22 protein-coding genes and 1 pseudogene are annotated in these 25,759 nt (G+C 59.8%); 12 read left to right on the top strand and 11 right to left on the bottom strand.

What is annotated here, in order from left to right; translation table 11 throughout:
* Positions 1–115 precede the first annotated feature (115 nt).
* Complete coding sequence (locus CRI93_RS01000; RefSeq protein WP_176521598.1) at positions 116–2,074, bottom strand: T9SS type A sorting domain-containing protein; 1,959 nt, start codon at positions 2,072–2,074, stop codon at positions 116–118.
* A gap of 264 nt (positions 2,075–2,338) precedes the next feature.
* On the opposite strand from CRI93_RS01000, the gene CRI93_RS01005 reads away from it, so the two are divergent.
* Positions 2,339–2,890: a hypothetical protein gene (locus CRI93_RS01005; protein WP_141491502.1), complete on the top strand. Its 552-nt coding sequence runs from the start codon at positions 2,339–2,341 to the stop codon at positions 2,888–2,890.
* A gap of 45 nt (positions 2,891–2,935) precedes the next feature.
* Positions 2,936–3,601 (top strand): hypothetical protein, encoded by a 666-nt coding sequence (locus tag CRI93_RS01010; RefSeq protein ID WP_141491503.1) that lies wholly within the window; start codon positions 2,936–2,938, stop codon positions 3,599–3,601.
* A gap of 45 nt (positions 3,602–3,646) precedes the next feature.
* Here the strand turns inward: CRI93_RS01010 and CRI93_RS01015 are convergent, their stop codons facing one another.
* The 3 genes from CRI93_RS01015 to CRI93_RS01025 form a co-directional block, all read right to left on the bottom strand.
* Positions 3,647–4,033 (bottom strand): hypothetical protein, encoded by a 387-nt coding sequence (locus CRI93_RS01015; RefSeq protein WP_098060740.1) that lies wholly within the window; start codon positions 4,031–4,033, stop codon positions 3,647–3,649.
* 347 nt (positions 4,034–4,380) lie between these two features.
* Complete coding sequence (locus CRI93_RS01020; RefSeq protein ID WP_098060741.1) at positions 4,381–6,975, bottom strand: M14 family metallopeptidase; 2,595 nt, start codon at positions 6,973–6,975, stop codon at positions 4,381–4,383.
* A gap of 339 nt (positions 6,976–7,314) precedes the next feature.
* Entirely contained in the window at positions 7,315–8,058 is a 744-nt protein-coding gene (locus CRI93_RS01025) for an SDR family oxidoreductase (RefSeq protein WP_098060742.1), read from the bottom strand.
* 181 nt (positions 8,059–8,239) lie between these two features.
* Between CRI93_RS01025 and CRI93_RS01030 the strand changes: the two genes are divergently transcribed.
* Positions 8,240–8,896 (top strand): hypothetical protein, encoded by a 657-nt coding sequence (locus CRI93_RS01030; RefSeq protein WP_098060743.1) that lies wholly within the window; start codon positions 8,240–8,242, stop codon positions 8,894–8,896.
* A gap of 120 nt (positions 8,897–9,016) precedes the next feature.
* Here the strand turns inward: CRI93_RS01030 and CRI93_RS15555 are convergent, their stop codons facing one another.
* From CRI93_RS15555 to CRI93_RS15270, 3 genes and pseudogenes are all read right to left on the bottom strand, one after another.
* Positions 9,017–10,768, bottom strand: coding sequence for an amino acid permease (locus CRI93_RS15555; protein ID WP_281252673.1), 1,752 nt, complete (start codon positions 10,766–10,768; stop codon positions 9,017–9,019).
* A gap of 13 nt (positions 10,769–10,781) precedes the next feature.
* Positions 10,782–11,057, bottom strand: a pseudogene (locus CRI93_RS15655) (amino acid permease); the annotation flags it as partial.
* Positions 11,058–11,329: 272 nt separating this feature from the next.
* Positions 11,330–11,791, bottom strand: coding sequence for a hypothetical protein (locus CRI93_RS15270; protein ID WP_176521599.1), 462 nt, complete (start codon positions 11,789–11,791; stop codon positions 11,330–11,332).
* Positions 11,792–11,924: 133 nt separating this feature from the next.
* Between CRI93_RS15270 and CRI93_RS01045 the strand changes: the two genes are divergently transcribed.
* Positions 11,925–12,956 carry a metal-dependent hydrolase gene (locus CRI93_RS01045; RefSeq protein ID WP_176521600.1) on the top strand — a complete coding sequence of 344 codons (1,032 nt, stop codon included), beginning with the start codon at positions 11,925–11,927 and terminating at the stop codon, positions 12,954–12,956.
* Between the two features lie 44 nt (positions 12,957–13,000).
* Positions 13,001–14,095 (top strand): serine hydrolase domain-containing protein, encoded by a 1,095-nt coding sequence (locus CRI93_RS01050; protein WP_217992480.1) that lies wholly within the window; start codon positions 13,001–13,003, stop codon positions 14,093–14,095.
* 228 nt (positions 14,096–14,323) lie between these two features.
* On the opposite strand, the gene CRI93_RS01055 is transcribed toward CRI93_RS01050, so the two are convergent.
* The 4 genes from CRI93_RS01055 to mce all read right to left on the bottom strand — a co-directional run bounded on the left by CRI93_RS01055 (position 14,324) and on the right by mce (position 18,568).
* On the bottom strand, positions 14,324–14,752 hold the full coding sequence (locus tag CRI93_RS01055) for an OsmC family protein (RefSeq protein WP_098061044.1): 429 nt from the start codon (positions 14,750–14,752) through the stop codon (positions 14,324–14,326).
* 195 nt (positions 14,753–14,947) lie between these two features.
* Positions 14,948–15,799, bottom strand: coding sequence for a mechanosensitive ion channel family protein (locus tag CRI93_RS01060; RefSeq protein ID WP_245850241.1), 852 nt, complete (start codon positions 15,797–15,799; stop codon positions 14,948–14,950).
* 185 nt (positions 15,800–15,984) lie between these two features.
* On the bottom strand, positions 15,985–17,271 hold the full coding sequence (locus tag CRI93_RS01065) for an OmpA family protein (RefSeq protein ID WP_098060748.1): 1,287 nt from the start codon (positions 17,269–17,271) through the stop codon (positions 15,985–15,987).
* Between the two features lie 136 nt (positions 17,272–17,407).
* The gene (mce, locus tag CRI93_RS01070) at positions 17,408–18,568 is read right to left on the bottom strand and encodes a methylmalonyl-CoA epimerase (protein ID WP_098060749.1); all 1,161 of its coding nucleotides are present in this window, start codon (positions 18,566–18,568) and stop codon (positions 17,408–17,410) included.
* A gap of 87 nt (positions 18,569–18,655) precedes the next feature.
* Here mce and CRI93_RS01075 point away from each other — a divergent pair, with 87 nt between their 5' ends.
* From CRI93_RS01075 to CRI93_RS01105, 7 genes are all read left to right on the top strand, one after another.
* Positions 18,656–19,648, top strand: a complete 993-nt coding sequence (locus CRI93_RS01075) for a cation diffusion facilitator family transporter (RefSeq protein WP_245850243.1) — start codon at positions 18,656–18,658, stop codon at positions 19,646–19,648.
* Between the two features lie 478 nt (positions 19,649–20,126).
* On the top strand, positions 20,127–21,383 hold the full coding sequence (locus tag CRI93_RS01080) for a hypothetical protein (RefSeq protein ID WP_141491506.1): 1,257 nt from the start codon (positions 20,127–20,129) through the stop codon (positions 21,381–21,383).
* A 94-nt stretch (positions 21,384–21,477) separates the two neighbouring features.
* On the top strand, positions 21,478–22,062 hold the full coding sequence (locus CRI93_RS01085) for a hypothetical protein (protein WP_098060751.1): 585 nt from the start codon (positions 21,478–21,480) through the stop codon (positions 22,060–22,062).
* A gap of 163 nt (positions 22,063–22,225) precedes the next feature.
* Positions 22,226–22,675, top strand: a complete 450-nt coding sequence (locus CRI93_RS01090) for a hypothetical protein (protein ID WP_141491507.1) — start codon at positions 22,226–22,228, stop codon at positions 22,673–22,675.
* Positions 22,676–22,838: 163 nt separating this feature from the next.
* Positions 22,839–23,492 (top strand): RecX family transcriptional regulator, encoded by a 654-nt coding sequence (locus CRI93_RS01095; protein ID WP_141491508.1) that lies wholly within the window; start codon positions 22,839–22,841, stop codon positions 23,490–23,492.
* A gap of 34 nt (positions 23,493–23,526) precedes the next feature.
* Complete coding sequence (locus tag CRI93_RS01100) at positions 23,527–24,693, top strand: AI-2E family transporter (protein WP_098060754.1); 1,167 nt, start codon at positions 23,527–23,529, stop codon at positions 24,691–24,693.
* Positions 24,694–24,886: 193 nt separating this feature from the next.
* The gene (locus tag CRI93_RS01105; protein WP_098060755.1) at positions 24,887–25,750 is read left to right on the top strand and encodes a purine-nucleoside phosphorylase; all 864 of its coding nucleotides are present in this window, start codon (positions 24,887–24,889) and stop codon (positions 25,748–25,750) included.
* Positions 25,751–25,759 lie beyond the last annotated feature (9 nt).

The following is a 25,759-nucleotide window of genomic DNA, read 5'->3' on the forward strand; positions in this document are numbered from 1 at the left end:
CCTGTCATCCAAAAAGAAAAAGAGCCACCGCCTGGATCGTCCAGACGGCAGCTCTGTTGTGGGTTGCTATCGTGGATCCTGGGCAGACAGCAGCTTTCTCTCTGGCATGTACCCTCTACCGCACCACGGTAAACCGGCGCAGGGTGGTTTCCTGCGGTGTTTGTACACGCAGCAGGTACATACCGCTGGGCAGCGCATCGGTCGCAATCTGAAGCGCTACAGGGGCATCGGGCCGGGCAAGGCCGTCGTGCACGGTGAGCACGCGGCGCCCGAGCAAATCATACACGGCTGCCTGCACCCGCCCGGGTGCGCCAACCGTAACTTCGGCTTGTGCGAGTCCGCGGCTCGGATTGGGCCATACTGGCGAGACGCCAGCAGGCGTGCGCACCTCGACTGTGAGGACATCGCTGCGCGTTGCGGTGCCGTCGAGGTCGACCTGACGGAGGCGGAACGCATGCGTGCCCGCGCTCAGGTTTTTGATGCGAATCGCGTAGGATTGCGGCTCACCCGTCGTTCCGGCCCCGGACACAAAGTCCACGTCCTGGAAGCGCGCGCCGGGAGCGCGATGCTCAACATGAAAGCCCGCATTGTCCGTTTCGCTCAGGGTGCGCCACTGCAGATGAGCGGTGGTGCCCTGCAGGCGTGCCTCAAAGGTGGCCAACTCAACAGGTAGCGCCGAGACCATGTCGTAGACGTAGACGGCCCCCGCGTCGGTGAACGTGCCGCCTGCGCCATCGGGAATGTCTTCGCTGTAAGCACTCGCAATGAGCTTGTCGCTGTCTACACTGAGGGCCGCACCGAAAAGCGCCCCCGACTGCGGGTTGGTGGACGCGAAGCGAAGCTGCTCCTGCCACGTACCGCTCCCATCTTGCTGATAGGCATACACAACCCCAGCATCAGTAACAGCGCTGGGCGAGGAAATATCTTCGCGCGGAGCACCAACATACAGCGTACCGGTGAATGTGTCGTAGCTGAGGTCGTAGCCGTAGATGGCATCCGTCTCGGGCGTGGCCGCCGTGAGCGTCTGCATATAGCTCCATGTTCCCGTTGCGGGGTCGCGCATCCAGACGTAGACGGCTCCGGCATCGGGCGTGGCGCCTACGTCCTGTGCGGAGGCCGAGATGAACGCGACGTCTCCAGCAAGCGCAACCGCACGCCCGTACTGAGCCCCGTCGGTAAGGCCTGTGGGCACGAGTTGCTGTTCCTGGCTCCATGTCGAGGTCGCCGGATCGCGGATAAACGAATAGGCATTGCCTCGATTCGTGAGGCCTCCATCGTCGTAGTTGAGCGCCGTGACGACGAGGCGGTCCCCATCGAGGGCCAGGCCGCGCCCAAACTGCGCATTCTCCTGGGGCGACGGGCTGGCAATGGTAGCCCCGTTAGACCCCGATGTGACGCCGGTCAGGTTGCGGATGTGCACGCGTCCGCCAGGACTGAACGAGTCGGCACTTGTGGACGCCCCGGCGGCGAGCGTCGTGCCGTCGAGTGCCAGCCCGATGCCAAGCAAACGCCGTGCTCGGTCTCTGGAGCCGAGTTCGTACGTCCGAACCCGACTGTAGCTTCCGCTCAGAAACTCGAACCGTGACCAAGAGCCGGTGTTGTCGACGGGGAAACCCGGTGTAAGTGTGGTGTTGTTGTCAAGCGGTGTACCAACGAAGTAGGACGTGCTAAAAGCGGACGTCCCTACAGCCACGCTTCGCCCCCATTGCGAACTGCCTTCGATTGGACCTATGGGAGGATCCAACGTGGCACGTAAAAACGGAGGTGCGGTTACGGAGGTGCCGTAGATGTACGCCCGCCCGCGTGGAGACGAAACGTTGACCCCTTCTGCCAGAGCGCCGACCATGAAGTTGCCGCTCGCTGCGTCGAAGTCGACGCTGAAGCCGTAGAAGCCACCGCCCCGTGCATTGGGCGACGTCAGGCGCTCAATGGTCGTGGTTTGGGCTGATGCGCTGTGGAGCGTGCCCACCATGAGCAGCAGGCCCAATACGAGCGCTACAAGCCAGCGCTGTGGAGCACAAAACGCGCTGCAGGAGTCAAGAGAGATTTGCGAGGATTGTATGGTATGTGTCATGGGCATATCATCACAGAGAGGGAAAACAGGCTGATATAGAGCGCCGCATTGGTGCACTCCATTATGCTCTCTGAACGTACTGCCCCCATACTTCCGCTACATGCTACCTGTGTGTCGTTCTCTTAGAACTGCGGTTCTATTTTAGGATATGAGTCCGCCCTACGCGCAGCTGTCTTGTTGCAATACGATGCACGGGCAATTATATTTTCATCGTGAAGACATGTAGTCTTTCATATATTTCTGTCTCACAGTTTTCACATACCCTTGTCTCTCTTTCCAGCACGACGTGTCGCCTTTATCATCGGGCTGCTCGGCCTCGTTGTACTGTCTGCCCCAGCCTATGCGCAGCAGACTACCGCGGTCTCAGATTCGACAGCCAGAGCGGCGGCGGAGCCTGCTCGCAATGCTCTGTATGTTGAACTGGGCGGTGCGGGTCTATTGTACAGCATCAACTACGATCGTCATCTCGTTGGGCGCCTGCACCTTCGCGGAGGCTACGCCACCTTGATGAGCGATTTCCTGTTTAATGGTCGCGCCCACATGGTGCCCGTACAGTTGGCCTTCGTATCCAACACCACACATGGCCTCGAACTCGGCGCCGGTGCCACCTTGGTGAGGGGCAACGGCCCGTCTGGATTGCGACCGCATAACACGGATGACACCAGCACTTCGGGGATCGCGGCGTCATTTGTCGTGGGCTACCGCTACCAGCCGATCGAACGTGGCTTCCTCTTTCGTATCGGGTTTACCCCGTTTGTGGGATCCAACGGGCGGTTTGTGCCATCTGGCGGCATCAGCTTCGGATATGCGTTTTAGTATTGATGCGGATGCAATCTCCCATCATCAGTTCTGCTACAGAATATGATATGTCGTGTTAAGCCTATTCTCGCCCTCGGAGTGCTGCTCATTGCTACCAGCGGATGTGTCTCGCATACGCCCGTTAGCGAGTCGGCCATGTTTCATGATCGGGCCACGTATCCTTCGCATCAGAACACGATGGGCGTAGGTGTAACGGGCACATATTCGCCCACGCAGCACCTGGCCCGAGATGTCGCGACAGATGAGAACCTGTCGCGGGAGCCTGTGAATCCCAGCCGCTTCAGTGGCGGACTCTACCTTGCCGGCTTTGATTCAGCGGGCCGATATGGGGCGGGGCTTACGCTTGGTCTGTTTACGGTCGGCGTTGATGCCACTACGCAACTGTGGAGGCGTAACTATCTGACAGTCTCTCTGTCTGCTCTGAAGCAAGGACAGATCATTCTTCAGCATCGCACCTACAACAGCCCCCGGCTGGGCGCTGCGGTGGGTCTCGGGTACCGGTATGATACACTTGCGTTCAAATCCCCCTCTCCAATCGGCATTGGTGTAAGCGAAGCAGGCGTTCATTCGTTGGGGATGCGTGCCCTGTCCATCATCCGCGCCCAGGGGGATACAAGGGGCGGCATCAAGGTGAGCGCCTATGCCGGGTATGCCCCAACTGTGCACCGCCCTATGGTTACTCTGACGCTGACTGTGGGCGCATTTTAGCGACGGCATAAGATCTCCCAGTCATGCATGTCTGTGCTTGTACCGCTACTCCACGTACATGGTAATGGCATCGGTGAGGGCGCTGCCGCGCATGCCCGAGAGGTCGACGTCGAAGGGCTGGTCGGTGCCGTCGACCGAGACGCCGGGCACTCCCCGCCGGGCGTTCATGGCATCGGTGCCAGTTTCGTTTTTGAGGAGCAGCGCCGCCATCGGAATGTCGGGCGCGTTTGAGGCGTCCACGGCGTCGGCGAACTGCTCCTGTCCGGCGCCCCACTCCTGGATGGCGGTGGCAATGGCCTGCAGCGCTTCGTTGTGGTCGGTGTCGTCGCTGGCTTTTTCGGCGCGGGTAAGGGCCGCCTCCAGGTCGCGTCGGGCGGCATCACAGGTGGATACGGCGGATTCGAGCGCGGCAATGGCGTCGTCGGATAGCATGGTTGAGCAGGGGATGCAGTACGTAAAATTGCGTAAGCGATTTGCCTTAACGAGACGCTGCGCGGTGGGTTCGGGAGACTGGGCAACTGCGACGCATGGGGGAGCAGCGCGCCATCGCTTTACCGCTGGAATAGGACCTATCACAAAAAACAGGACCTCCCGGAGCGCGGAAGATCCTGCGGATGGGGCGTAATGCCTTGTGTTCCCCCTAAAAACGTAGCCGGATGTTAGCTTTGCCCGTTCGGAGGCCGTTGCTAACTGAGCAGGAGATGGTTCCTCCGACAGTGGTCGGAGCCACTGGGGGCGGGGCTCCGCTCACCATGACAGTTCGTTTGCGTGACGTTCCATCAGAACGTGTCGCCGAAGAATAAGGCGTTCAGGAACAGGCCGTTCGTGCCGTACCAAAAGGCGCGAAAGTTAGGATTGTCCATGAGCAGGATAACCTGTCCGCTGCCGCGCTGTTCGGCCACGAGAGCAGCGCTTTCTTGGGCGATTTCCTCAACGGGATCCGAGATGTAGCCGCTGATGCGTGGGGTGTCGGTGTACGTGCCCACGGTGTGTCCGGGCTCCTCATGCGGCTCGTAGAACCGTGTGCCGCGCCGGAAGACGGGGATCGTTTCGTCGTATCCGAAGGCCAGCGGATGGGTGGTGTCGAGCTGGGCCTCGAAGATGGAGCCGCCAATGCCTTGCGCACCGCGGGCCTCGCCCAGGTCGGCGTAGTCCTGATCGGCCACGAGCGAGTCGACGTCGAGCGTTTTGGCTTCGAGTTCGACCATTTCGTGGTCTACGGCCCAGCGCACGCCGGTGTGGGAGGCGATGAGCGTACCGCCGTCTTCGACCCATGCCTGCACGCGCTCGGCATCGAGTCCGTCGTAGCTGCCGCCGGCCATTACGAGCGTGTTGTACTCGCTGAGGTCGAGGCTTTCGATGTAGCTGATGTCGAGCAGCGATACGGGCATGTCGAAGCGTTCGCTAAGCAGGTGCCACACCTCGCCGGCGTTGGCTGCACTGGCGCCGCCCCAGCGGGAGCGTCCGTCGTTGCCGGTGACGAGTGCGACTTCGGGCTTCTGAAGCACGGTGCTGCTGGCCGAGCCCAGGTCGGGGCCCTGCGGGGTGAGGCCCCGATTCACGGCCATGATTTCGACGTGGTGTGCCGAAGCGGCCTCTTGCACGGCAGCGTGGACCTCCTGGCGTGTGGCGTTGCGCTGCTGGAGTGGAATGACGATGGCGCCACGGTCGAAGGACTGTGTGGTGCCGCCGACCTCCACTTCAAATGGATCAGGCATCATGCGGGTGGTGATGTCGGCGTCTTGCAGCTGGTACAGCGCGCGCGGAGCAAAGTAGCGGCCCCACGGCATCACGTAAGCGACCTCGGCCTCGCCGCCAACTACGCGTCCGCCGTCGTACGACATGTCGGTGATGCGCTCGCCGCGCACGCCATCGGGTGTGGACGTCAGCTCGCTGTAGTCGGTGCCAAAGGCCAGCGGCAGGGTCCACGTAGACACGTCGTAGAAGAGCGAGTCTTGAAACGTAGTGCGCTGCTCCATGACGCCTTTCACGAAGCGGCCTTGCTCTTGGTCGAGCGGCACCCAGTAGGCGGAGCCGGGACGATAGGTGCGTCCGTTGGATTCAACGGTCTCCTCCAGATCAAAGAGCTCCACGCGGTGCTGCATGAGGAGTTGCCCAAGCGCCTGGGCGCGCTGCGGATAGCGCTCGCTGCTGATGAGATAGCCCGTCATGGGCGCGTCGTCGAGGAATTCGTCGCGGTCGGCGAAGAAGTCGCGCTGGTAGCGCAGCAGGTCCTCGCGCAGTTCAACCGTGCCTTGGAGCGTGGAGAGCGACGCCAGGAACTGGTTGCGCACGGTGAAGGCATAGTTCATCACACCGCTGTCAGTGTCGTTTTTGAGCGCCCGCGAGGACGCCTGCTCAAACAGGATGCCCACGGTGCCCTGCACATCGGGGTAGGTGGAGCCTTTGCCATAGTAGAAGTCGTCGAACTGCTCGCGCGTGTAGTAGAGCGAGCCGATTTCGTCCAAGAAGTCGGCGTGGTACTCGGCGAGTTCGCCCGCCAGCTCCTGGTTTTCATCGGGCGTGTTCGGATTCGTGCGGCTGGGTACGCCGGGCTGAAAGAAGTAGGTAGCTTCGGAGCCCATCTCGTGGTAGTCGGTGAGCACCTGCGGACGCCAGTCCTGATAGAGCGCGATGCGGGCCTGCGAGGACGGATGCTGCACGGGCATCCAGTCGCGGTTCAGGTCGAACCAGTAGTGGTTGGTGCGTCCGCCGGGCCAGGGCTGGTTGTGCTCGCGGTCCTGGTCGTCGGCGGTGGCGGTTTCGCCACGGTTGCCGTTGACCCAGTTCACGAAGCGAGCGCGCCCGTCGGGGTTGAAGAGCGGGTCGATGATCGTGACGACATCGCCAAGCACAGCGTCAACGGCGGGGCCTTCACCGGCGGCCATGTGGTAGAGCAGCAGGACGGCGGCTTCGGTGCCGCTGGCTTCGTCGCCGTGGATGGAGTAGCCCATGTACGCCACCGCGGGCAGGTCGGCAAGGTCTGCATCCGATACTGAACTGGGATCTGACGACAGCGCCTGGTTCTGGGCTTTGATTTCGTCGAGGCGGCTCAGGTCCTCGGGCGGGGCTACCACGGCGTGGATGAGCGGACGGTGGTCGTAGGTGGTACCGTGGCGCTCCATCACGACGCGGTCGCTGGCTTCGGCGACGGCTTCAAAGTAGTCGATCACCTGCGCCGGACGCGTGTGGCGCGTGCCGATTTCGTGGCCGATTACGTCTTGCGGCGTGGGGATGTCGGGGTTGTAGCGGTCGATGCCCTCAACCGGCGTGTCGATGGCAATCGGCACCTCTTGCGCCTGCGCGTCGGGCGCAGCCACCAAGAGCAGGCCCAGCACACATGCGACGAAATAACGGAGTGGCAAAGCAGTCATAAACGAGATTGGTCAAGTGGACAAGCAGCGAATCGTTCGGAGCGCGAGTGCAATGAGGGCGCAGCGCGGCGCTCCTCGCATCTCCAAAAATAACAGACACGCGGGGCAATCACCAACGCCACCGGCCCCGCCGATGGCATGCATCGGGGCGCCGGTGACATGAGAAGCGAAGACCGACGCAGGAAGCTGCCGGACGTGTAGGAGATCCTTCGACTGCGTGTCTCCAAGGTGGAGCCGCTTTGCTCAGGATGACAGTTTACGAGAAATGTCATGGTGAGCGAAGCCGAACCATCTCCGCTCAGTTGGCGGGCGCCTGCCAAGTCACAGCACACTTCAGCGCTACATCGCCTGCTCGGTGGGCATGACGAGCAGTTCCTCCACGTTCACGCGGTCGGGCGCTGAAATCGCATACAGAATCGACTCAGCAATGTCGATGGATTCGAGCGGCGTCATCTCCATGCCTTCGAAGTTGGCCAGGATGTCTTCATCGGTAATCGTGTGCGTCAGCTCAGTTGCCACCGCGCCGGGCTCGATGCTGGTGACGCGGATGTTGTGCTTGTTCGACAGTTCGTTGCGCATGCCCTCCGAGAGCGCCCGCACGAAGAACTTGGTGCCACAGTAGACGGCTCCGCCCGGAAATAAGCGCCGCCCGGCAACCGAGGAGACGTTCACAACGTGCCCGTGGCCCTGCTCGGTCATAATGGGCAGCGCAGCGCCAATGCCGTAAAGCACACCCTTGATGTTCACGTCGACCATCTGCTCCCACTCGTCCTCGTGGGTCTTCTCCATCATCGAAAGCGGCATAAGGCCCGCGTTATTCACAAGCACATCGAGGCGTCCATACGTCTCGTGCGCCGTGTTGATGAGATGGCCCACGGCCTCGCGATCTGTCACATCGGTGGGCACGACAAGCGCTGTGCCGCCGTCGGCCTCGATGCTATCGCGCAGTTCGTTCAGGCGCTCCTCGCGGCGGGCGGCCAGCACCACGCGGGCACCTTTCTCGGCCAGCAGGCGGGCCGTGGCCTCGCCAATCCCGCTGGATGCACCCGTAATTACGATAACCTGATCCGTCAGCTCTGCCATAGTGTGTTGTCGATTGGTTTGGAGGAAATCGGAACGATTGCATGTTAAACGTACAGCGTATCCGGCCCCACTACCGTAACGTTATTGCACAAGCGCTGACGCCCTCGTACGTGAAACGGCCTGCCCCTCCGTTCGTGCAACGCAGTGCTCACGATCGTCTCCTCCCGTCTCCCCTTGTGCTATGTGCGCTGTCCCCGAAAATGAAGCTGCCGACACCGCCTCGCCCAACTGGACCGAGCTCTTGCGCACGCACCTGCCGGTGTCGGTGCGGGCGGCGAACGAGGCCCTCTCGCGTGTATCTGCCGTTCAGAAGTGGATGCGCACCACCGCCTCCGAAATCGCTGCCGAGCAGCCGCCGTCCGCCATGCAAGATGCCACCCACGCCATGCACGGCTACAGCACCGCACGCCGCGCGCTGAACGAGAGCTTCCCGGACCTGCGCGACGCCATCCGCACCGCAACCGACGGCCTGGGCGCGCTCGACCTGGACTGGCGGCCTTTTTCGCCGCACCTGAGCCAGGTGCAGGTCACCTTTAACCGCGACTACGACGTGGACGCCTTCGTACGCGTGGATGACGCCACCCGTAGCGTGCTGAACACGCACCTCGACGCGATGCAGAACGAACTCCCCGAGAGCGAGCCGTTTCCACGGCGTCCGCACACCCGCACGGCACTCTGGGCCCATGGCGGCGAAGGCATCGGCGTACGCGTGCACCGCCATCATCCTAATGACGATGTACACCGCCACACCTTCGCGCTGCTTCCGCCCAACGAGAAACCCACCACCGACCTGCAGCGCGACGCGCTCCTCACACAGCTGCTGAACCGATGGGCGTGAGGCGGGGCATGGGCCCACGCAGGTGCATGATGCCTCCTGGAACCAGTCAATGGGAACGGGCGCCGGGCGGGAGCCGCTTCTAACGAGGCGGGGTGCAGTGTCTCAGCCCATTCTGCGCCGTCACGCCGTTTCCTGCTCAGACGAGAATGTGTTGTGTGCTTCTTGGACGGCATCACTGGGTCCTACGAAGACAACATGATCGCCGCTGCGGACCTCTGTGCGGCCTCGGGGCACCACGAAGTTGTCATCACGGATGATCGCAGCAACGACGCACTGCTCCGGGATGTCTATGTCCTGAATCATGCGCCCAACCACCTTTCCATTTACAGGCACCTCCATATCAATCAGGCTGGCGATGCCGCTCTCAATCTCAAAGAGATCAGCCACGCCCGGGCGATCCAGGAAGTTTTCTACCATCGCTGCTGTAGCGTAGGGCGCGCTGATGCAGGTGATGCCACTGTCCTCCATCAGGGAGACGTAGTCTGGGTCTCTCGCAATGGCGATCACGCGCTCGATGCCCATCCGCTTGGCCTGAAGCGCCATGATGGTGTTACGCTCGTCGCTGTTGGTGGCAGCGATGGCTACGTCCATCTTGTGCGGCTCCACCTGCTCAAGGATCTCCTGCTTGGCGCCGTCGCCCTGGTAGATGGGCACGTTGTAGCGCTGTTCGAGCGACTCGCACGTCGCCTCGTCCTGCTCGATAAAGGTGATCTGGTACTCGGACGACCGAAAGACCATCCGAAACTCGTCTTGCTTGAGCAGGCGGTCGGCAATGTTGCGGCCCTGACTGCCGCCGCCGATGATGAGTAAATTCATGTGAGGCCTCCAGTACGATTGAATGCGAAGCTTGAGTCGATGAACCACCGCCGGGAGTGCGCCAAGGTCGGGGCGGTTTTCCGGTTGGATGAGGTAGAGCACGCCCCCGACGGCCGTGAGCCCGGTTCCCAGCAGCAGACTCTGCGGCTCCAGAAGGGGCACGAAGAACCAGCATGAAATGATGCCCAGAATGGGAATGGTGGGGTAAAGCGCAATCTTGAAGGGCCGCCGCAAGGCGGGCATCTTCTGGTGCAGTGCAATGACCGCATAGTTGACGACCCCAATCGCAATCAGGTAGCCGAAGCTGCTGGCTGATGCCAACAGCCGCACGATACCGGACGCGCCCAGCAGTACGACGATACCCGCGCACACGAGGAGTGCAATGTGGGGCGTGTTGTGCGTTGGGTGGAGCCGCGACAGGACCTCGGGCACGTAGCCATCGCGCCCCAGCGCGAAGAGCACCCGCGAGCTGGCCCCCAGCGTGACGCTAAATGCCGAGAGGCTGGCCATGATCGTTGCTATGACGCCCGCCCAACGGCCCCATGGTCCGAATAACACATCTGCCACGAAGATAAACGGCGTGCTCGTCTGGGCTAACTCGGTGTAGTTCACAACGCCCATCATCACGTAAAGCAGGAGCAAGTAAATCGCAACGCCCACCCCCAGCGTGATGAGAATTGCGCGCGGGATGTTCTTTGCGGGCTCGATGATTTCTTCCGCGGCCACGGTGATGAGGTCGAATCCCACATACGAGATGTAGATAAACGCCATGGTAGGCAGAAGCGGGCCCAATCCCATCGGAGCAAACGGCTCCAGGTTCGCGGGCTCCACCTGCATTACGCCGAGCACGCCTACCCCGATAAGTATGGCAAGCTCCACGATGTTCATCACCGTGATCACCTTCAGTGCCTCGGCCTGTCCCCGGTAGTTCGATGCCGTGAAGAGCACCGTCGTAGCCAGTACAACCAGCACCACGCTGATTTCGGGGAAGAAATAGTTCTTGATCGTCAGCGCGAAGATGACCGCGTAGAGCGAACACGCCAGCGTGTTGCCAATCCAGGAAAAACCATCCGGTCAAGAATGCCACCGGATCGGGCAGTGTGCGGCTCACGAACGAGTAGCCGCCCCCCGCAATGGGAATGGCTGCTCCCAGTTCGCTGTAGCTGAGCGCTGTGAAGAGCGTGAGTCCACCCATCAACAGATACGCAATAATGCCGAGCGGCCCGATGGACTGCGCAACCTCGCTGGGTAAGGCGAAGACGCCCGGCCCCATCATGGCCCCGATGCCGATCATCACCGCCATGAAAAGACCGACGTTGCGCTCAAATCCTGCCTGTTTGGCCATTGACCATCACATAAGGCAATAGAAGACGAGAGGACGCACGCCTGCTACGCAGCGTACGCTTTTGTGTAGTGAATCTACCGTTGCAGGGTAGGGGGCGCCTCCTTCAATGTCAATCAGCGAGCGGGTGCGGCTCGGGGCGTAACATCATATGGACGCGTATTTTTTAGATGTTTGTATTTCCCCCAGTACACGTCCCAATGATGAGCGGGCTCAAGCAGGAGCGCGCAGTTTGTGCACGGGATGTCCCGCATCTTTTCCTGGCCCCTGGCCTGTTACGTTTCAAGAGAGGTGTCGACCTGCTTCAGTGCCTCCGTATCCAAGGGAATGAGTGTATCCACCCCGTCGATGCGCCAGCCGTGCGGCGATGCATCGGGGGGCGCCACGTAGCAGACCGCCCCTGCCTCCACAAACTCGCTGACAACGCGTGCAAACACCTCGGGGTGATGCAGCGGCAGCGGACGCGCCACCGGCACCAGTGCGCCATCTTTCACGGTGCAGTGCCCCAGCCCAAATGGAATTGGCCCCTCCATCTTGCTGCTGATGCGCTTGAACACGGCACTTCGCTTGCGCAACTGTTGCACAAACTCCGCCACCATCCACATCTGTTGCTGGCTACCTGCGCCTGAGGAGCGCAGATGGCGACGTGCAAACAGGGCACGAATGAGCGCGTCGAGATCGTTGGCGCGATCGGCACGCACCGACGCGTTATGCAAAAATCCGGGGGTGGTGTCCATAAGAAAGTACGTAGCACAGAAAACGTTAAGGAGTTGTCACAGCATACACCGCAGCGCCGGGAGTCCGTTTCCGCCGTACACCGTAAAGATCAATGACAACCCGATCACCGCTTCTACTAACCGCTTTCATTTTGTGGATTCGCTAACTCAACTTACGCTGGGCGCCGCCGTGGGCGAGGCCATGCTGGGCCGTCAGATCGGCAATAAAGCACTGTACTGGGGCGCTGCCCTGGGTACGCTGCCCGACCTGGATGTGCTGCTGAACCCGTTCATCTCGAACGTGACGGCGCTGGGGATTCACCGAGGCCTTTCGCACTCGGTGGTCTTCTGGGTGCTGGGGGCGCTGCTCATCGGTACAGCGCTGCACCGCCTGCACCGGCGCGAGGCCGTGCCCTGGACGCAGTGGACGCTCACCACCGGACTCATTCTCTCGACGCATGCGCTGCTCGATGCCTTCACAACCTACGGCACGCAGCTATTCGTTCCGATTACGAACTACCCGGTCATCTTCGGCACCATCTTCATCATTGATCCGGTGTACACGCTGCCCATGCTGCTGGGCATCGTTGTGGCTTGGCGCCGCGCCCCCAGAAGCCGCATCCGCTACTGGGCCAACATGACGGGTCTTCTCATCAGCACAGCATATCTCATGCTCACCATTCCGAGCAAGATGCTGGCGCAAGAGGCATTTAGCAAGGGATTCGAGCAGGCCGGCCTCTCGGTTGGGCGCATGTTCACCAAGCCCACCGCATTCAACAACGTGCTGTGGCAGGTCGTTGGCGAAACCGATGAGGCGTTCTATGTTGGATCGTATTCGCACTTCGACCCCCGCGTGCCCACCGACTTCGAGCGGATTCCGAAGCGCCACGACCTCCTGGCCGATCTTCCGGATACGAAAGCGCTGGAGCGGCTCCGCTGGTTCTCGCGCGGCTACTACACCGTCTCGCAGTCCCCCAACGGCACGCTCTACATACACGACCTGCGCTTTGGGCGCTCGGATATGGGGCTCAGCGCCGAAGGTGAGCCGATCTTTACGTTCCGCCTGGAGCAAGACTCAGACACAGGGGCTGTCACCGGATTCGAGCAGGACCGCCCCCCTATGCAGACCGACCGCGAGCTGCTGGCACGCTTCTGGGACCGCATCTGGGGGAATCCCAGTGCGTAACGTGGTTGCCTTCACTGCCTTCTTCAGCTTCTTTTATGCGGTGCATGATATTTCCGTCTCGTTCCGGTGCTGTTCTCTATCTTTTGTGGAGCGTCTGCATGATTGGGCTGCTTGCAGGCTGCGCGCCCGACCGCGATCCGCTACCGAGTCCCGCCGAGACTGATGCTGCAGCACACGCTCCGTATCCACTGGGCCTGGCTGCCGACCGCATGCAACGCGCTCGCGATCGCGCTGACACCTTGCCCAACCTCCAGGCCCTGATGGTGGCGCGTCATGGGCAGGTCGAACTGGCCCACCGCGCCAATGGGCCCAGCCTTAGCACGCCCGTGAACGTCAAGTCTGTGTCGAAGAGCGTGCTGTCGGCGCTGGTGGGCATTGCGATTGAAAAGGGCCACCTGGAGGGCGTAGACCAGCGCATCGCTCCGTTTTTTGAGGAGTACCTGAGTGAGGATAGCGATCCACGCAAGCGCGACATCACCGTGGGCGATTTGCTATCGATGCGCTCGGGGCTGCAGCGCACCTCCGGAAGCAACTACGGCGCGTGGGTCTCCAGTAGCAACTGGGTGCGCAATGCCCTGCAGCGCCCCATGCAGTCCGATCCCGGCACCGAGCGCAGCTACAGCACCGGCAACTCGCACCTGCTGTCGGCAGTGCTTACGCAGGCCACGGGGCAGAGCACCTGGGCGTTTGCGCAAGAGCACCTGGCTGAGCCCATGGGCATGGCGCTTCCGCAGTGGATGGCGGATCCGCAGGGCATCTACTTCGGTGGGAATGACATGCGTATCTCGGCACGCGGACTGCTTGCCTTTGGCGAGATGTATCGCAACGGCGGCTGGTACAACGGGCAGCGCGTGGTGCCGCAAGACTGGGTGCGGGCGTCGTGGGTCGAGCGCTCGCAGTCGCGGTGGAGCGGTGCCGGGTACGGATACAGCTGGTTTACGCGCCGCGAGCAGGGGCACCGCATGCACTACGGCTGGGGCTACGGCGGACAATACGTGTTTATTGTGCCCACGCTGGAGCTGACAATCGTGGCTACCTCGCAGCCTTACGCCAGTGGCGGACGCCAACACCGGCGTCGGCTACAGGCCATTGTAACGGAGGAGATTATCCCTGCTGCTGAGCAGGGTACAGGGGGATGAGCAGGTCCAGCTTCCTTAGCTATGCAGGAATGTTGGATACAGGGCGGATTCGTTCGCCGAAGGGACGGTCGCGCGTATCCCACAGCAACGCTCGTATAGCACCACCCAACGCAAAAAAAGCAGGAGCCTCATGTCGAGGACTCCTGCTCAGTTTTCGGGCGCGCCCCGGTAATGGGGAGCGCGTCGCATCAACATGTAGCGGTTCGCTGCACACGAGACCGTGCAGGGTTATCCAACCAATTCTGCATCCAGCTTAATGGTGACGCCCGCCAGCGCTTTCGAAACGGGGCAGCCTTCTTTTGCGGCCTGAGCATGCTGTACAAACGTATCGTTGTCAATGCCCGGCACCACGCCTTTGGTGGTCAGATGAATCGTTGTGATTGTCGGGTCGCCGTCCACCATTTCCAGTGTTACATTGGCATCGGTGGTTACGTCTTCGGGTGTGTGGCCTGCCTCAGCCAGGATGTTTGAGAGCGCCATCGAGAAGCAACCTGCGTGGGCCGCCCCAATGAGCTCTTCAGGACTCGTATCGTCGTTGCCTTCAAAGCGCGACTTGAAGGAGTAGGCCCCGCTGATGGCTCCTGTGCTGCCTTCAAAAGTGCCCTTTCCATCTTGCAGGTTTCCGTTCCAGGTGGCTTGTGCGGAATGTGTTGGCATAAGGGGGTAGTTGTCTGAGTAGATAAGTATGTAGTCAGTAGGCACACCTGCGCGCCGCCAAATCCGTTCCCGGTGCAACGCAAAAGATGCGTTACACAGCGTGGGCCGGTCTGCCCCTCGTCATATCTTCAGTCCAAGGCGCAGGCGGCGCACACGTGTGTCGACGTGCTGGCAGTGCCGTGTGGTACGCCGACGTTATGCAGCACCGTCTCCACCCGCGTCAACGCGATCCAGGTGCACATCCATCTGTGGATAGGGGATGCCAATGTCGGCCGCATCCAACTCATACTTCACAGCACGCGCCAGTTCGTCGCGCACGCGGAGCAGATCGCCATAGCCATTCGGGCGGATCCACACGCGCACTTCCCAATTGATGGATGAGCCGCCGAGTTCGGTAAGCAGCACCTGCACGCCCCGTTCTTCGATGCGCTCGTCGATAGTTTCGCCCGCTTGTTTGATGATGGCACGCGCCTCATCTAAGTCGGCGGGATAGTCGGTGCCCACCTCGCACGCTACGCGCAGTTCGTCGTTGTAGAGCACGTTACGGATACTGGAGCCAAACACGTCGCTGTTTGGGATAATGACCAGCTGGTTGTCCATGGTATTCAATCGGGTGTAGAACAGCTGGATGTCGCGCACACGTCCGCGCTCACCACCCACTTCAACCACATCGTCTACATCAAACGGACGGAAGACCAGCAGCATGACGCCTGCAGCAAAGTTTGCGAGCGTACCTTGCAAGGCCAGCCCCACAGCGAATCCAGCCGCAGCCAAAATAGCAATGAAGCTTGCAACCTCAACGCCCACGGTGCTCAGTGCAGCCAGCACCGCCAGAATAATGATGGCGTAGTAGAGCAGGTTGCCTCCAAACCGTGCCAGCGTCTTGTCGTACTCGGGCTTGTCGAGCATCGATCGGACCGTGTCGCGCAGGCGCCCGCCAATCCACCGGGCTATCACAAAGATACCTATCGCTGCCGCCAACCGACCGGCGTAAAACACAACGGTAGACACTTCGATGTTGCTTAGCTGCTCCAGTAACGCTTCCATAAGGCTCGCGGTGTTCATTCAAGTTGTGGCGAATATGATCCCTCTAAAGTTAAGAGGATACAGCACATAATCAAATGAATGGAGAGGTGTTTTCTTGTTGTAACGTGCGTTTTGCTTTCGTATGGCAATCTATGCATCGTACGGTTCGAGACCGTTATCGCGTTGACATGCAAATGGTTAGCTGTCTACATCATGCGGCGTCCCTCAAAGACATGTTCGCCGGGCGGGTCATCGCAGTAGCTGTAGCTACCTGTAAAGGTATCGCGGTCGGTGCTGTCGAACTCCATGCGTACGCGGCCCCAGTGCTGATAGCCGCCTTCCTCGGTTGCGCAGGTGCGGGGCGAGTTCGGCTGCATCCAGATCCCCTCGAAAACCGTTGCACTCGTGAAGGTGCCTGTCATGGTGCGGGGCTGTTCGCTATATGTGCCAAACACGCGTCCGCTATCCAGGCGCTGCTGAATCTCAAGAATCCCATACTCGGTGGTATTCCACACGCCAAGCACCTCCTGGCGTACATCAGCGGTGGTGTCGCGGACGGTGTGCATGGTGCGCACGTTAAATTCAACGCGCCGGTTGCGGCGGCGCCCCTCGGCAGTGTTATTTGATGCAATGGGGCGCGTCTCTCCATATCCACGCGGTACAACCATATCATCAACAAAGCCCGATTCACGCCTCAGGTAGTTGGCCACCGTCTCGGCCCGCCGCTCTGACAGCCCCTGATTGTACGCAGCTGCGCCGGTGTTGTCTGTATGCCCGAGCACTTCGATTTGCGTCTGGCGCGGGTTGGGAATACGCGCTATGATGTCGTCAAGGATGCTGAATGCCTCTTCTTTGAGCGTGGCATCGTCGGTGTCAAAGAGCACAGCGCTGTCGACCTGCAGTCGCGTAGCCGCCCCAATGGCCCCAATTGCATCCACATCGGCGCCGGGCGTGCGGCCCTCGCACACCTCCTTCAGGTCTACCAGCCGCACGTAGCGGTAGTGATGGCCAGCCGGGGTAAACGGACCGATATCGAGCGAGGCATTGCCTCCACTTACCATGCCCACGCGGGTCCACGTCTGCCCATCTTGCGACACGGCCACGGCCATGGCCTCAATGTCGCGCCCCACCTCGAAGACGTACAGGTCACGTCCAGGAATGTCGATGAGGGTGTTTTGGGTGAACGCGACCTCTATGGTTCCCCCACAGCCAAGCGTGTACACCGCGTCGGCCCCATCGTCCTCAAAGCGAGGCGGCCCCACCAGCGCTTCCGGGCGCTCCGAAAACGCACCGCCGCTGGGGTCTCCTACCATCTGGTGTTCAATCGCATCCGCAAAGGACTGATCGCCCATCGGAAACGTGATCTCGCCGCCGTGCCCATCGGGGTAGCTTTGGCTGGATGGCGTAAGGTCTTGCGCATGGACGCCGATTCCGCTGAGACCAATGATGGCGACCAGAAGTACACCCATTACGGCGCAGATACGGCCTGTCATGGCAGATAGAAGAGCAAAAGAGCTATGCAGTGGAAGCTAAAGGTACAACATAGCAATGAAACCTTCACATCCTGTTCCGACCGGCCTGCATTCAGGACATTTGCATTTGCATCGGTGATGCTGTCGTATTTGAATGTCAGTCGGCGTGCTCACTTGGCGCCAGGAAAGCACGCATCTGGTTGGCAAGCGGGGCGATGCGCTGGTGCTGAAGCGCGTGATGATCGCCCGGAAGAATGGCCAGTCGGCTGTTCGGCAAGGCATTATGCAGTGTGAGGGCGGCCTGCAACGGAAAGAGGTCATCGGCATCGGCCATGCTTACAAGCACGGGCTGCCGTACCGTCTGCATCTGGCGGCGCAGGCGCAGTGCAGCGCCGGGGAGCTGTTCGATAAAGATGCGCAGCGCCTCTGCGAGCGCTTCCCAGTCGCCGTGTAGCGCATCCATGCGATCGGTCTGGGCATCGGCCCGATCGAGGCGGCGTGTCATCGCATCTACCGTCGCAGTCGTCCAGTCGATGTGGGCGCCGTGGGCCATCACCCGCGCCACGCGGTCGGGCGCGTCATGAGCCAGCTGAAGCGCCATGTTGCCGCCCATCGAAAAGCCAAATACATGCGCCTGCGACACGCCTACATCATCGAGCACGGCCTGCGCATTCTGCGCAAACAGTTCGGGGGTGAGCGGCTGGCTGGGGGAGGCATTGGCCGACGCGCCATGTCCAATAAAATCGAGCGCCACTACATGCAAACACGGCTCCAGATAGCGCACCAGGCGATGCGTTTCAGTTTCCGTACTTCCGGCGGCGCCGTGCAGCAGAAGCAGCGTCGGACGGTTCGGGTTGCCCCATGTGTAGTATGCTACCGCCCCAGCAGGTGTGTCGGCATACGCTGGATCAGGCATCACAGGCTGTCCGCTGCAGCACTCTATGAGCACGCCGTGGGTGGACTTCGGATGCAAAAAAAAGATGCGCTTGCCATCGGCCCCGTTGAGCGGCGTATCGGACAGCGGAGTAAAGCCCGCCTCCGTCATCCGCTCAAACGCGTCGTCGATGTCGGGCACTTCAAACGCCAGATGGTGCACGCCTTCGCCCTGCCGCTCCAGGAATCGATGCACGGGCGAGTCTTCCCCGAGCGCTTCCAGCAGCTCCAGCTTGGTGTTTTCTACCGCCATAAAGTGTGTCGTAACCCCTTGCTCAGCAACGGTTTCCGATTTGTAGGAGAGGGCGTCTACAACAGCGGCGTAGGTGGCTCGTGCAGCGTCGGCATCGCGCACAGCCAGCCCCACATGTTCAAGGCGAAGCATGCATTCGGCTATATTAGAAGGAAAATCGGCGATTCGTATGCGTGCCCAAGCGGCAACACACCATTTCAATGAACATCCGCCACCGCTGTGCGTCAAGCCGATTCCGATACAGTTCGCAATAATCTTGTCATTGCCATGCCTTCAGAAGCCGAGCGCGCCCGGCGTCGCGCCATGATATGGAGTCTCGCGGTCGCCGTGGTCATGCTGGCGGGAAAGTCGCTGGCGGCATGGTACACCGGAAGCGCTGCCATTTTTTCGGATGCGTTGGAGTCGGTCATCCATCTGGTTGCTACTGGATTCTCAGGATTCAGCCTCTGGTATGCGTCAACCCCGCCCGACCAGGGGCATCCGTACGGGCATGGCAAGATCGCATATTTCGCGTCGGCATTCGAGGGCGTGCTCATTGGCGCCGCCGCAATCGTCATTGCCTGGGTGGCCATCGGCGACCTCGTGCGCGGCCCGTCGTTGCAGCAGCTCGATGCGGGCCTGCTCATCATCGCTGTGCTCACGCTCTGCAACGCAGCCCTTGGCTTCTATCTGGTACGCACCGGACGCACGTACAATAGCCTCGTGCTCATTTCGAATGGCCAGCATGTGCTCACCGATATGTGGACGAGCCTGGGCGTGCTCGTGGGCGTGGGCCTGGTACGACTTACGGGTGTGCTCTGGCTGGATCCGGTAGCTGCGCTGCTGGTGGCCGCCAACATCTTGTGGACCGCCGGGCGCCTGCTGCGCCGCTCGCTGGGTGGACTCATGGACCGCGCCGACACGAACACCACCCGCCGCGTGCTGCGCGTGCTCAACGAAGCAAAGTCCGACGATACCATCGCCAACTACCACCAGGTACGCCACCGCCGCACCGACGACCAACTCTGGATTGAGTACCATCTGCTGTTTCCCGGCCAGATGTCGGTGCGCGAGGCCCACGCCCGCTCACACGAGGTCGAAGCGGCCCTGCACGAGGCCTTCGCCAACGACGAGGTCCGTGTAACCGCTCATCTGGAGCCCCGTCAGCACAACCAGGCGCACCCGCCCGACCACGTCGAACCCCACGATCCGCTGTACGACCTTTCGCGGTAAGGAGGTCTTTTCTCAGTTCATTATGAGTGGGATCCGTCGATTTAGTCTTTCTTCCTAAAGGCACTTAAGAAGCCTTCAGCGTCGCTTGCTCTCTAATGCGGTGATTCCTTAATGCCCAAAGATCGTCTGCTTGGTAGCTTTAAACGTCTCAGCGGAGCCTAAGGGCTTACGTTCGTTGTGAACCTATTCCAGGATTCGGCCTCTGGTAGTGATCCACTACCCCGTCTCTAAACTCCTGATGAGACGGTCGGCGTGTGCGAGGTATGGTTCATTCCTGATTGGTATCACAGAATTAAATTGTAACCCTTCCGCGTAACATGATTGTAAATATTGGTCGCTTGATATTGATTTGATGAAGACTTAAAGTATCCGGTGGAGTAAGTCAAAAATATAAACATCTCATTATGTTAACATGCAATATCGTACAATCTTTTGGTGCCTATTAGCTGGTGCCATATTCATTACTGGATGTGATGCAGTGACTCCAGTTGATACCGAAAATTCGTCGGAGACGTCAAATCCAGAAGACGCATCAGTTCAGATTTCTGGGGCTGATGTCGAATTCATGCGTGAGCGCCTAAATCAGGCCACACGCGTCATGAGTGACGTAATGCGAGATCCAGAAGCAGTAGACGCGCTTTACCGCGCAGTGAAGCTGCGCGATGATCAGGGCTTCGATGAAAACGTATCGTTTGCCCATATGCTTGCCCGCGATTCACAGATTTTGCAGGCATACGTAGATATTCGTGATCCGTTTGCAGCCACTTTCAACCAGGCACTTACGAGAGCTGCTAAGAAAAGCGAAGGAGCATTTACTGCTAAGGGACTTCGTGCTTTCCTGATCAATAGTGGTACGATTATACGTCTGCCTTACCATGATCGGTTTAGAAATGTGACACAGTCTCCAACTGTGGCCGCTCATCCCCTGACTCCTGAAGCGGAGAAAGCAAACCCGGAGCTAACAGTTCATGGCCTGCAGCCGGTGGAAGAAGAAGTTGAGCAGCACAATAGCGTTCCGGTAAACAGGGCATATGCGATGGAAAATCCAACGTATATCATTGCTCCATGTGATGGGTTGGAAGTGCAGTCAGCGCTAAGCCGAGTACGAAGCGGTATAACCACATACTGTGGAGGGGGAAGTGTTGGTGGCCCTGGTGACGGAGACGATGGGGATGAAGGCTCAGGAGACGATATCTCTCCCGATGACGAATTCGGAGCATTTCTCGACTGGATGCAGTGTCGTGAAGACACCGATAGTATCTTTAGCGGGGGACCAGATTATCGTGTGTTCATCTACGAGCCCGACATTGATGAATATCCCGTTGACCCATCTGAGGACACGTATGATAACTACTTTGAGGTCAACCAATTTTCCGGTAATGACTGCGATAATCACGACTGGGAGCAAGTCGGGACGGTGTGGGATTCGAACTGGGAGCAAATCGATGAGGAAAATGGCTTTTTGGTCTACGATTGGGACCGGTTTGGAGAAACGACGATCGAGTACAGCGTGGGTTATGATGGAGAAGTCGGCGGCGTTGATGTGGATGCAAGTGCTGAGGGTTCGTTTGACATCAACAACGGCAGTCCATTATTCAACATCAAGATAAACCGAGACGCATTTGCATCTACTAACCAAGATGATTGCCGCAATCTTGGTACGCGAGACGGCAATTGTATTCGTGGAGGTGGAAGTAGCGTCCGGTTCACCCTCGGGGCCAATCTGATTAACTGATTAAGGTTGAAGACTGGTTATGGTGGGGAGGGCGGTTGCCCGCTCTCCCCATTCTGTTATCGGATTGACGCTTCTAATTAACTTGTGTGCAATAATGAAATTAAAAAACTACACGCTGCTGACAACAATTTTTCTTTTTGTCGTTTTCTGTGGCTCAGCTCAGGCGCAACAGGGATTCCGTACAACTGTGGGTACGTCGATGGGCATCGTCGGGCAGGGAGACCGGCTGATTCCATCTGTGCATATTGGATACGCTCATCCGGTCGCTTCGGTACTGGATGTGGAAGGACAGATTCGATTTTCACGCCTGTCAACATTGGATCACGAGGATCTACTGCGTCGTGATCGACTCACATATCTTGACGCCAGTCTGGGAATTGGCGTGCATCCTGTAGAACTGGGAAGGCATCGGCTCTCCTTTGAGGCAGGGGTAACGTCACGAGGACGATGGGAATATGACGCCTATCGCGTTCGGATCCGGCGCCGAGGAGGAGAAATTATCGAGCAAGAAATCTTCTTCGATCGACGCCGTTCGGCTGATGTGGGGGCCCGCATCAAGGTCATGTATAGCACACGAATTACGACCGCGCTTCGACTCGGTCTCTATATGGAAGGGTACAATTATAACGACGGAACTGGGATCTTCTTCTTTGGCCTTCAGAGTTCGTTTTCGCTGTAGGTAGCAACGTGGTTGCCTACTATATTTGAAGCTATTCTATGTCGATATGCGGTCTACTCTGATAATTTCGTTGCTACTGGTATTTTTGGGGTTCGGTTGGTTGACTCCAACACGTGCATATGCCCAGACACAGTCTGTGGGAGCATGGGATGTGGAAGGGAGTGTGGGATACTTCACTCCCGATTTGGAGGACAGTAATCACGGGTACCTGATATCGGTTGCGGCCGGGCGCCATCTCTCAACGGGGTTCATTGTAAGTGGTGAGCTTGGCATTGGGCACACATATGAACGATATCGGAATGACGACGAGTTTTTCCCGGGTAACCGTCAGTATACCACCCACTACCTATTCCGGCTGCGCTTTCGGTACCCGGTTGTCACAAAGGAACGTCAACAGATAGGGCTCAACGGCGGACTGATGTACCGGCGCTACTACGAGAACTTTCAGGGCCGCCCTATACAGGGCGAGTATGGCGGATTGCTTTTTGGCCTTCAGTACACGTACGACCTGCGTCCGCTTCGTGTCGGACTTCGCCTCGATACGCATCTTCGGTATAATGATGGACTGGGGGGCTATATCGTGACGCCATTTGTTGCTCTGACAATGCCCTGACGTGACAATCCGTTAGGCAGTGCTCAGCTATCCTGGGACGCCGGGCGCCTCGCGGAAATGAACAGCTACACGCTCGATTCCTCTGCCAGGCGTCCGGAACGTTTCGCCTGCGGTGTGGCGTACAGCAGACATCCGCCTGCTGCCTTTGCTTATCCCGTTTGCCATGCCGCCTTCTGCCACGGTTACTGCACTGAAAGCACAGAAGAATAACCCCGATCGGGTGTCGCTCTTTCTGGATGGCGAGTTTGCCCTCGGTATCCATCAGGACCTGGTGGTGAAATACGACCTGCACACTGGACGCACGCTCACGCCCAAGGAGCAAGCGCAGTTGGAGGCCGATGAGCGCCTCATTGACGCCAAGCAGTGCGCGCTGGAATACCTGGCGCACAAGCCGCGTACCGAGGGCGAGGTGCGGGATCGCCTTGCGCGCGACGATTACGAGTCCGAAATCATTGAGCAGGTCATTACGCGGCTGCACGAGCTATCGTACCTTGACGACGAAGCGTACGCACACGACTTCGTAAAGGCCCGCTTCGCCAACAAGTCCTACGGTCCGCACCGCCTGCGCCGCGACCTGCGCGAGCGCGGAGTGGATGCGGGGCTTATTGAAGAGGCCCTGGCTGGACTCCACGAAACGGTCGACTTTCAAGAGGCGGCGCATGCCCTGGCCGAGAAGTACTGGCACCGCGTGGCCGACGAGTCGCATCCGCTGAAGCAGGCCAAGAAGCTGCAAGGCTATCTGGTGCGCCGTGGCTATGGGACGTCTATGGCACGGGCAGCGGTTGAAACGGTACAAGGCGAACACGCGACCCCATAGCGTGCGTCTCTCTTTTTCGACTTTCCAACCGCTCATGGAGATCTCTTCGTTGCCTTCTCGGTCTTCTGCAGCATCCGAAGACGAGGCGCGCCCCACGGTCGCCCCGTCGCCGCCCGAGCCGCCGCCCGGGCTGTCGAGTAGTGAGCGGGCGCTACGCTGGGGGCTGGGCGCGCTCAGCGTGGCGCTGGCCGTGGCTACGGTGTGGTACTTTGCAGGGCTGTTTGTGTATCTGGCCGTAGGTGGCCTGCTGGCCTACTTCCTGCATCCCATGGTCGATCGCATTCAGGGCATGGGAGTGCGGCGGGTGCCCAGCATCCTGCTGGTGTTTGTGCTTGTTCTGGGGCTGTTTGCCATCCTACTCACGTTCATTGTGCCCTTTCTTGCACAGCAGGTTCAAGACCTCTCCCAACTGGTGTCGGTGGAAGCGGCGACCGAGGCTGCGCGCTACGTAGAAGCCTGGGCTGGGCAGTTTGCGCCCGTAGAGCCGGGGCAGATCGAAGCTACGGTGCGCGATGCGCTTCAGGCGCTGGCACAGGGCGATCTGGTGGAGGGCGACCGCGTGGCGCAGACCATCAGCTCGCTGGTGTCGGTGTTTACAAACATCGTCTATGCAGTCATCATCATTCCGTTTATCACATTCTTTCTGCTGAAAGATGGGGTGGAGCTCAAGCGCAGTCTGCTGAAATGGGTGCCGAATCGCTACTTCGAAATTACGCTTGCGGTTCTTGCCAAAGCCGAGGTAAGCCTTGGGCGATACGGACGTGCGCTGCTGGTGCAGTCGACGAGCGTGGCGCTGGTTGCGTGGTTTGCGTTGTGGATGGTGGGGCTCGACAACGCGCTCGCCATCGGCATTTTCGTGGGCATCGCCAACACCATTCCGTACTTTGGGCCGTTCTTCGGATTTCTGGTGGGCACTGTTGTGGGCATTGCGCAGACGGGCGACCTGAGCCTGGTGCTGGGTGTGGCGGCCGCTATGGCACTCACACAGCTCTCCGACAACGTGCTGTTTCAGCCGTATATCTTCTCGCGCGCAGCAAACGCACACCCCCTCGTCATCTTATTTGTCGTGCTCATAGGCGCGCAGTTGGCCGGGCTCATTGGGATGCTCGTGGCCATCCCCCTTACCACCATCGTGCGCGTGATCGGGGCCCAGATTCTGTGGAGCGTTCGAAACTACCACATATTTCGTACCGCACCCTAATCTGAGACTGGATCGTGCGGCATGAGACGGCTACCTTATATAGTCCGACTGAAGCCGAATCGGTTGGCGTCTTCCTTTCGCATCCCCTGAAAAACACAAGTGCCTAAAGTGTGCACGAAATAGTCGGGGGGATGCGAAGGCACCGCCTATGCGGTTGGCACTCTCGTAGTCCTACTCACATGCTCCTTTGCCGATGTCTGCTCTTGCCGCCGAACCTGCCCCTGCCCTTGCCGATGCTGTGGATGCCGTGCGTCAACGCACCGACCACACGCCCGAACTGGTCCTGATTTTGGGGTCGGGGCTGGGGGACCTGGCCGATGAGGCCGATGCGCCCACCGTGGTGCCGGCCGATAGCATCCCCAACTACCCGCAGTCCACCGTCGACGGTCACCACGGGCAGCTGGTCTTTGGCACGCTCGAAGGCACCTCGGTCGTCTTCGTGCAGGGGCGCGTGCATGCGTACGAGGGCTACCCCACACCACGGCTCACCTTCCCGTTGGAGCTGTGCCACGCACTCGGGGCTACCCGGCTGCTCGTAACCAACTCGGCAGGCGGCATCAACCGCACATTTCAGCCGGGGCAGCTCATGTTTATCACCGACCACCTGAACATGGCCTTTGCCGATCCGGGGCAGGGGCAGATGGCGTCCCCACGCGACACCGCTGCGCGTCGCGATGTGCATGCATCTACCGCTTCGCCGCTGCACACCGGCTACTACGACCTGGAATGGACCGGCCAGGCGCAGCAGGTGGGGGCTGAGCAGGGCGTGCTTACCGTGCGCGGCACCTACGCCTGGACGCGTGGCCCCTCGTACGAAACGCGCGCCGAGGTTCGCATGCTGAGCACGCTGGGGGCCGATGCGGTGGGCATGAGCACGGTGCCCGAAGTGCTGCAGGCCCACGCGCTGGGCATGGACGTGCTGGGCATCTCCACCATCACCAACTTTGCGGCCGGGCTGGGCCACGAGGTCCTCGAACACGAAGACGTGCTCAAGGTGGGCCAACAGGTGCGCGGCGACCTGCGTACGCTGGTGCGCGCCATCGTAGAAAAGACGTGAGAATGACGT

The organism is Longimonas halophila (assembly GCF_002554705.1).
Classification (GTDB): Bacteria; Bacteroidota; Rhodothermia; order Rhodothermales; family Salinibacteraceae; genus Longimonas; species Longimonas halophila.